The organism is Streptococcus sp. HSISS2, assembly GCF_000448665.1.
In the GTDB taxonomy this organism is placed as follows: domain Bacteria; phylum Bacillota; class Bacilli; order Lactobacillales; family Streptococcaceae; genus Streptococcus; species Streptococcus raffinosi.
On the sequence record NZ_CM002133.1, the window covers coordinates 96,293 to 105,324 of the forward strand.

Genomic DNA, 9,032 nt, shown 5'->3' on the forward strand with positions numbered 1-9,032 from the left:
TTCACACCATTCAGATGAAATTAGTTGAGATTAATTGAAATAACGCTTTCAGAAAAGCGTAGAAATGCTTGATATTAAAGACTTTTGAAATTTAGTCAAACAAAAGTCGTTCAAACCAGGTCTTAAGAAAGCTCGTAAAGCTAGCCAGTTCTCTAAACGTTAATCAATACGATTATATCAACGTTTCAAGACATTCAAGAGTTATCTCTTGGGTGTCTTTTTTATCAAAAAATCTATAGTTTCCCTGAGAATTTCCCTGAAATTTCCCTGAAATTTCCCTGACCTAATTTTTAAGATTCCTAAATGCAATTTCACCAACAGTTTGATTTACTATATCTTTAGTATTAACATAAGTCTTTGTAATTTCTTTGTCACTATGAGTTAAGGCTTCAGAAATTGCTTCTAGTGGAACTCCAGCTTGTTTTGCGAGTGTAGCACCAGTATGTCTTAATTTATGAGGAGATGCGGGTGCAAGTTCAGGATGTCTACGTCGAACGGATTTCATTCTGTAATTTAGATAATCTACATGGAGAGGTAAGTTAATGTTGTTTGATCTGTCATTGTAGGTAAAAACAAACTGTTTTTGATTTTGTCGTAGACCAAATAGTTTAAGTTCTTCTTGCTGTTTGATTTTCCAATTTTCCAATAAGTCCATCAATTCAACTGGAGCTTTAAAAATAGTCTTTTTGTTCCCTTTTGTTGATTTGATATTACCAAAACGATCTAGTGCTTGCTCGATAAGTATTTCTCCAGTAGAGAAATTAATGTGTTTCCATTGCAAAGCATAACTTTCTGATTTTCGGTCAGATAAGAAGAATGTCGTATAAAAGAGCGTGTAGTCTTTTAGGTCTATCAGCCCATTTTCTAAATCTTTATCAAAAGCTAGTAGCCAAGATGTTAACTCTTCTTTATCTAGGGAAAGATCTTCCTCACGTTTGCTTTCTTTAAGGAGAATCTTTTTATTAGCTTTAATTCTACTAATTGTTTTTCGAAGTTTATTTGAAGGAATATAGTCTAGTTCCTCAGCCCAATCAAACACGGAGTTAACATAGCTTCTAATCACTTTGAAATTAGCATAGCTATTTGCCTTGGGAGTGAGTAGTGAAAGAATAAGTTGTTTATTATTATTTAGGTATTCAATGGAATATTTACCTAGAATAGGTAAGATATGTAGTCTGAATATGTTTTCTGTTTGAAAAATAGTCGCCTTTGTTGGTGGTTTAATTGTAGTTGTGGTTTGACCTGCCTTGTATGGTTCTAACCAAATTTGTTTATAAAAGTTCTCAAAAGTGATTTCTTCCTTTTTATCAACAGGAAGATTATTTCTTGCTTTTTCTATATTCACTGCAAATTTAAGTTCAGCCTCTCTAGCCTCCCTTTTTGTTTTAAAACGCTTTTCATAATATTGCCCCAGACCCAGTTTCCCTCGAACATCAGAGGGAACATAGATTTTTAATTGATAAGTTCCGTTTTTCGTTTTCTTAATAGACATATTTACCTCCTTATGCGCTGATTTCTAATCTTGTCATCCATTGATTGATACTTTCCTTGTTAAAACGAATAGATTTTCCAATTCGGATATAGGGCAGTCCCATTGCGATCCAAATATCAAGTGTATTATTAGAGACTCCTAGATAGTTACAAGTCTGTTTTTTGTTTAGAAAAGGGCTATCAGCCCCAATATCTTCTTTAAAATGATGAATTTCATTCTTTATTAGTGTTGCAATCATTTGCTGAATTTCTTTTGTTTGTTCTTGTGGTAATTGTACTAGCATATATTATTCTCCTCTCAAAAATAAAAAGAAGAGTAAAATACTCTTCTACTGTCAAAAAGATTAATTCTTTTTATCTGTTTGTGTTTTGATAAGACCTAGCAAAGCAAGCCCAGATATTCCGAGTGCCCAATGTTTGTATGTATTACGACATGAATCACAAATTGGTATTCTTGTAGGTGATGAGATTATTTTTTTACATTTTTTACACTTCTTCGTTTTTAGTGTCATTTTTTTTCTCCGTTTCGATTTTTGCTGTTTCAGTATTACTTAATTTAGTGTTACTAACTTGGTGGAATTCAATTAATTTAGTATTAATAGTATTGAATAAGTCAATATTGTTTTTTGTGTAGCTGTAATGATTATGGATTAATTCTAACAAACTTATTTTTGGAATATTATTATTCGTAATCCATTTTGAATTTTTTAGGTAAGGAAGTTTCTTTGCCAGTTCTTTTAAATAACTTACTTTGTATGGAATATCTTGTTTAGAAACTAATTCCATTGAACCCTCAAAAGATAGTAGCCTGTCATGTGCCATTTCCTCATTATTTAATGTTAAATCTATATAAATTTGCATACCAACAATTTTAGTCATAATTTCTATGTCATGAAGTAAAAATCAGCATGCTTTTGTAAAGAAGCTTGAAGGTATGTTGGTTGGCTGGTTTTCTTAATAATTTCATCTCTATTTGAAATTATATCAGATTTAATGACACTTACTGACTCTTCAAATAATGTATTTGCCTCCTTTAGTAACTTAATTTTTTCTATAAAATCTTTGCTATTGTTGGCTTCTATAACTTTTGTCCGAGCTGAAAAAAATGGAGATAGTATACTATTGTTTCGATCCCATAGGATCTGATAATCTTGGCTTTCTTTGATGTCTAACAGTAAGTTATAGATTTGTTTAAGCTGAGCTTGAGCGATTAGATCACTAGTGACCTGATTTTCGTTATTATTGGTCGCTTTCCTTAATGTCAAATCTTCAACACGAGTTTTATGATCAGTTGTGTCTACAATTACAGCCCTAAGATTTCCCTCGACTTTTCTAGATTCTCCAATTTTATAAGTACCGTCTTGAAGTTTCATTTTGGTGTCAGGAGTTAGACTGTCAAAGTCAACCTCATATAGAGTACCATTATTGGGATCTAGTATTTTAGTGTTAGGATTAAGATATTTATTTGAAAAGTTGATTAGGATGTTTCCCTTAGTATCAAATAGGTTTGAGATATCAAAGGGTAAATCTTTCTCAATTATGTTTGGGAGAGCTTGTTCAAAAGGACTACTTATTTCAAAGATATTAAGTGATTGGATATCTGTCTTATTTATAAACAAATCAAAAGATTGTAAATTTTTTTGATTAATTCTCTTTTTTGCTTCTCTGATTTAGTAACTTCATTCATTAGATCACCTAGTCATTTTTGTATTAATTATAACATTTAGTATTGATTTTACACGTATCTACACTAAAAATATTAAAAATTAATATTATTAAAATCATCATCAGTGTCCAATAACATAAGTAAATTGTTTTGCTGTTTCTGCATCAAAGGTACGGTAGCTAACGACTCCTAGACCTTTAACGTTTGATTCAGAGATAAGAATAGAGCCATCTGATTTGACTTGTTCCACAAAGGCAATGTGTCCATAGGTTGGGTCTGCTCCAGCTTGTCCTGGGCTAAAAGATAGTGCGGAGTGTTCGGTAGGGGTATGAGTTGTTTGGTAACTAGGGGCATTCATCCATTGACCACCATTTCCCATGTACTCTCCGAAGCTAACACCGACCTCTTTTCCTCGGTTGTAGACAAACCAGGTACATTGTCCCCAAGGATAAGACAGTCCTGTATAGCTTGAAGTATTGATTTCTTTGGTGAGGCTGTAGCCTTGTGGAATATTCCCAGTTGTGATACCACCTCCATCTCTGGCTTTTCCTGTCGTTTGTTTAGGGGCCTTAGGTGTGCCTCCATGCTCATCGATATAAGTATCGAGTTTTTGCATGGTTTCAGCACGCCTTTTTCCTGAGCCAGAAGTATCGGTGAAATAGACTCCCCCATCTGTTGATGTATTGAGAGAACCACTCGCAAATTTTTGGGCTTTGTCATCTTGGACCTTGAAGGTTTCGTTTTTATTGCCAATGATGGTCTGATTGGTGAGTCCCACAACTGCCACTTCATCGTTAAAATTATTGGCGTTTTCTGGATTAGAGTCAAATGCCCCAAAACCAAACATGTTGGAGCCTGGATTTGTAGCAACTCCAGCTGTTCCAAGTGAGCTTTCATTTAAGGCAATCGCTACAATAGCACGAACATCTAAATTAGACTTAGCCTCCCAGTCTAAAAGCTTTTTACCATTGATGCGCTTCTTGTCATAGGAGATTCCTAAAGTATCTAAAAACCCGTCCAATTGCTCTGCTTTAATACCATAGCGATGGACGAGTAAATTATGGGTATAGGGATCTCCATTTGACCAGTGGTCCGTGTAGGTTGCCCCATTTAGTGATTGAGAAGAGCCACCAGTGCTACCTCCCCCGACTGCTCCCATAATGATGATAATGATAAAAACAGGAAAGAAGAGAGGAATAAGACTAGATAATAGATACCATTTTAGTTTTTTCATTGGCTCTCCTTTCTACTCAATGTCTGATATAAGCTGTAAATAGAACAGTCCCAAAGCGCCATTTGGCATCTAAGACGACGGAATGAGCTTTTGTTTGTGCAATAATCTGGTCTCTGTCTTTTTCTGAGACTGGAAATAAAAGAAGGAAATCGACGGAGCGTTTCCCTTCTTGGTAGGCCTTAAAAAGTGTTTCTTCAAGCATTCTTGGAAAGGCTGTTCTTGAGCGTATTTTAGTATTCATTCTATTCTCCTCTCAATTGGTTTAGGCGTTGCGTTAAACGATCTCGTCGCTCGATATTGGCTCTTATTTTATCGTCTCGTGTCATAGTCTGACGATAAGCACGTGTGAAGGCATTAGATCCTTGAGCTTTATACATGGCTTGAGGGTCCTTGTAAGCATCCAATCTACGTTCTAGGATGTTGATACGGTGTTGTTTGAATGGCGAAATCCACTCTTCTCTGAGCGTTTGGAATTCGTCCTCTGGATTAGGTGTTCCTTCTGACATGATTGGTGACTCGCTAGGAGGTGATGGGTTCTCTTTTTCAATTGGCTTGAAGTTATCAGGTGGTGTCTGTGTTGGAGGAATGATTGGTTCTGGAGATTCTGGGGTTGTTGGAGCCTCTGTTGGTCCAGATGGCATAACTGTTTCTGGTTGGCTTGGTTCTTTACGGGTAAAGAAGGAACCAGCATTTTGGTAATGGCTTTTGGCATTCATCATCACCCCAGTCCCAAAACCAGCACCAGCCAATGCAAAGTTTCCGAGGTGTTGAGCCGTCGCAAGGCTTCGTGTTGGGACTTGTGAAGCGACCTCTTTGGTTTTTGTGACGCCTTGTTCAACTTTAGTGCCAATATCTGTCGCAACCATTCGAGCTTTGGAGCCAAGAATGAATTGGAGGAGTTGGCCTTTGAATCTCCAGATGAGGAAATAGATGACACCTTTAGAAACCACTGATACTAAGAGTTTGAAGACAAGACCAAATAAAAGAAGTGACGGTAAGGTTTTTAGAACACCATCAAACCCATTTGTGACAATGTTTTCTATCATTTTTCAATATAGAAAATAAGGAGTGTTAAGAGAGTAGTAATCGCTGGAAAAATCAAGCCCCCAAACATAACTTTAAGCACTCCAAAGACTAACTCTTGCATCCTTGGAATGAATGACATGAGAAGGACTACTGGAAAAAGTAGAATCATGGTGAGGACAAGGATTTGAGCCACTACATTTAAGAGCTGGATAAGAATAATGGGGACGGCTAATACAAAGGCTTCTACAATTTTAAAAATCACATAGAACATCCGAGTGAAGATGAAGTCTGGCATGGCTGACACCCAACGGTTTTTTCACCATCATCGTTGGCGCCATCTCCTAAATTGTCTAAATACTTGGAACGGTCTTTAGCTTTGACTGCCTTGAAGTTTCTATTCTTATCACTAGTTCCAAGGACCTTACTGTCGTCAAAGGCTTCTTCCTTGCCATCTTGGCTATTCTTGTATTTTCCATTTTCTTGGCCAGTATTGACGAAGACATAGGCTTTATAGGATGTTTCTGCAATGTAGCTATCCGACATCGATTTTCCAATTTTAATCGACTTGTCTTTGGCATAGTCCACCTTAATTCCTGCAATCTTTTTGGTAACGTCTTTAGAGACGTTATTAACGGTATCAAGGAGATAGAGACCACCAGAAGTTCCTGCAACTGTCCCAAAGTACCCCAGAGCTAATAGGAGTACTAGACAGACGTGGAGGAGTGTTCTTGAAAAGGAACCTTTTGAAAAGAAATATTGGTAGAACAGGTAGAAAGCTAAAACCAAAAGCAAGGTGCCTACAAGTGATTTGTTGGTAATGTTGCCAGTATTAGAGCCAGTAAATCCGTGCCAAATACTGCTTGCCCCATGAAAGACATAGGTTTTATAGGTGGCATAGAGATCAATCTTTTCTAAGATGCGAATGAGGAGGGAAAAGAAGCCAACGACGGCATTGAGAATGAAAAAGAAGAGGTTAACGAAGAGTTCATTAATGAGGACCCAGGCCCCATTAAAGGAGCCAAAGTTGGTTGGTTCCATGTAGGACTTTAGGGAGAAGATATCCACTCCCTTTAGCTTGGCAAAAGCTTCTTGCATCGGTTCACCTCCTAACTAGCGTATTTATTTTCAAGACTTGAAGACACTGTTGCTTTCATAGGTTTTAGAAGCATATCAATATCTTCAAAGAGATTATGAACGGAAATCATATTGAGATTACCGTAGACATCGTAGTAAAGGCACTGACCAGAAATCATATTATCAATCCATTCGAGGTTACTTTCAGTGACTTCGAGATTGACGTGTCTGAGAATATCTTCACGTTCAGATTTTTCATAGAAGGCAAAGATGGTCCCAAATCCAGTCGTGTCATCGTCATTTTCTGCATCGTGGACTGATTGTGTAATCAGTGCCAAGGTATTGTTCTTAGAGCGTCCAATACGTCTCATATTTTTGATAACGGCTTTTCCTTCTGCGGATTTCATTAGAATCCAGGCTTCGTCAAAGAACTCAATGGTATCTTCGTTTTCATTTCGTTCGCCAAAGTGGGTACAAAAGGCTCCAAGTGCAAACATGAGGGCAATAGAGTTTCGTTCATGGTCTGAAATCTTTGTGGAGTCATCTTTTGGGAGCTTGAGATTATTGACTTCTAGGATAGTGACTCGGGACTCATAGTTAAGTCCTGGGGTTGTGCCATCTGAGAAGGCGAGTTCCAAGATGGAGTTTGTCACAATGGACGTCAGGTAGCGACCCACTGAGGCAATTTCAGATGAGGAAGCCTGTCTTAAAGCTTCTAGGACATGTTTAAAGCCGACGTTTTCACCAGCTACTCGACGTTCTACGATAGCGTTAATGGCTTCTGTGATGGCTGTTTTCTGGTCCATTGTTACGTCATCGACAGCTTGTAGGAGAAACTCGAGCATGTTCTTTGCGACCTCTACGGCTTGTTCCTTATCAAGGACTACAATGGGATCTAGGACTCCGTGGTTTGATGGCAGTGAGCTATCTAGTGTCACAAAGTTAAAGTTGTCAATCTGTTTTTTACGTTCAGGGTAGCGTCTTGCAAATTTAGGGGAGTTGATTACTTCTTGATAGTGATTTCTAAGTTCACGTTTGGGGTCAATATAGAGGGTTTTGACATTTTGTAAGGCTACACTTAAAAAGATAATCTGAGCGAGGAAAGATTTTCCTTGTCCTGTCGCACCCGTAATAATGATATGTGGGTTCTTGGTAATCTTTCCAGCGATATCTTCTTTATTTCCGACTGTGGCATTGTAGAGAACGATATTTTTAGAGGAATCAATAGCTTTAGCGATAGTGTCCCAACGGCCAGTCCAGTTGTCTACTCGTCCGATATACCAACCGATACGGTTCCCTGAGGACGTATTGGTAAAGGGCATGAGTTCTGAAAAGCCACGGGCTGTGACCATATGTGTCCATGTGCGAGTTTTCTTTTGGAGGTTTTCTCCATAAAGCAGAGCTTGAAAGAGGTATGGGCCATCTTGCGAAGCTTCACTGATTTCAACGCCCATATCATCAAAATAGTTGAGAACAACTTGTCGTCTTTGACGAAGCTGATTGACACTAGAAGCTGAGACAATGAGATAGGCCCCATATTCGATGATATCTTCCTTGTTTCCGACTTTTTTCATCAGGTCTTTTAGGGAGATAGAGCCCATGATGATCTCGTCTTGTTGGACGGTGTCTGTGTTGTCAGCTTCTTCCATGATGTTTCGATAACGGGTATTGGAACGTCCCATTCTCCCCTTGATTTTGTTAGTATCAATAAATTCTGCCTTGATACGTAGTTCTACGGGAAAGTTCAAGCGTTGGACAAATTCGCCTAAGTGAAAGCCGTTGAATTGCACAGGAAACTTTCCAACAGGAAGAATGGTCACAAAGGAAGAACCATAAGGACTTTCGAGCTTGAGGAAGCCTCCTTTTAGGACTTTAATTAGGGTGTCTGTGATATTAAATTGGGAGCGATTAGCGAGGACCTCCTTCTTGTAATGGGGAATATAGCGGAGATATTGCATCCGCTGGTAGTAGAAGAGTTCCTCATTGGTCAGACGTTTAGCACGTAGGACAGAGAAAGCTTGGAAAATAGTGAATTCATCACTTCTGTAATCGTCATACCATGTGGGACTCAATGCGTATTCGTAGCCAAGACCTTTTGCGATTTTTTCCGAGAACTCATTAAAGCTCTCATAAGCCAAGTCTTTCACCGTTGCCCCATGATTTTGTTTGCGTAAGGTCACTCCCACGACCCAGTCAAACTGATAAGGAATTTCCATTTCATCCGTGAGACGATTAACCGTGTAAAGAAGGAGCTCTTCTCCCAGTTCACGGCTATCATCTGCCAATGCTTCTGAAAAGTCCCTCATTTTCTCTTCTAAGAGATAGTCTTTGGGAATGAGTGAAATCTCAAAGGACTTGTTTTTCTGGAGCTTTTTCATCATCTGAGCAACTGTGATTTTGTGTTTCCCCTTTTTCTCTTCATCTGTAATGGTGATGGGAGTATTGGGAATGCGGTAATAAGCGACCACCGTTCGATCTTTTTTGAGGGCTAGATTTTCATGGGTTTCCCTAATAGGATAGGTTAAGGTAATACTCATAGGA

Annotated in this window: 7 protein-coding genes and 1 pseudogene; all 8 read right to left on the minus strand. The window is 38.2% G+C overall.

Going from position 1 to position 9,032, the window contains the following annotated elements; translation table 11 throughout:
- Positions 1-283: 283 nt before the first annotated feature.
- Positions 284-1,492, minus strand: coding sequence for a site-specific integrase (locus HSISS2_RS00550; RefSeq protein WP_021144855.1), 1,209 nt, complete (start codon positions 1,490-1,492; stop codon positions 284-286).
- A 10-nt stretch (positions 1,493-1,502) separates the two neighbouring features.
- On the minus strand, positions 1,503-1,775 hold the full coding sequence (locus tag HSISS2_RS00555; protein WP_042766867.1) for a helix-turn-helix domain-containing protein: 273 nt from the start codon (positions 1,773-1,775) through the stop codon (positions 1,503-1,505).
- A 202-nt stretch (positions 1,776-1,977) separates the two neighbouring features.
- A complete protein-coding gene (locus HSISS2_RS11550) occupies positions 1,978-2,370 on the minus strand; it encodes a hypothetical protein (protein WP_240472030.1) in 393 nt (130 codons plus the stop codon).
- Positions 2,371-2,375: 5 nt separating this feature from the next.
- Positions 2,376-3,110, minus strand: coding sequence for a hypothetical protein (locus tag HSISS2_RS11555; protein WP_021144856.1), 735 nt, complete (start codon positions 3,108-3,110; stop codon positions 2,376-2,378).
- Positions 3,111-3,278: 168 nt separating this feature from the next.
- On the minus strand, positions 3,279-4,391 hold the full coding sequence (locus HSISS2_RS00565) for a CHAP domain-containing protein (RefSeq protein WP_021144857.1): 1,113 nt from the start codon (positions 4,389-4,391) through the stop codon (positions 3,279-3,281).
- A 16-nt stretch (positions 4,392-4,407) separates the two neighbouring features.
- Positions 4,408-4,632: a hypothetical protein gene (locus HSISS2_RS00570; RefSeq protein ID WP_021144858.1), complete on the minus strand. Its 225-nt coding sequence runs from the start codon at positions 4,630-4,632 to the stop codon at positions 4,408-4,410.
- Position 4,633: 1 nt separating this feature from the next.
- Positions 4,634-6,512: pseudogene (locus tag HSISS2_RS00575) on the minus strand (conjugal transfer protein).
- An 11-nt stretch (positions 6,513-6,523) separates the two neighbouring features.
- The gene (locus tag HSISS2_RS00580; RefSeq protein WP_021144862.1) at positions 6,524-9,028 is read right to left on the minus strand and encodes an ATP-binding protein; all 2,505 of its coding nucleotides are present in this window, start codon (positions 9,026-9,028) and stop codon (positions 6,524-6,526) included.
- Positions 9,029-9,032 lie beyond the last annotated feature (4 nt).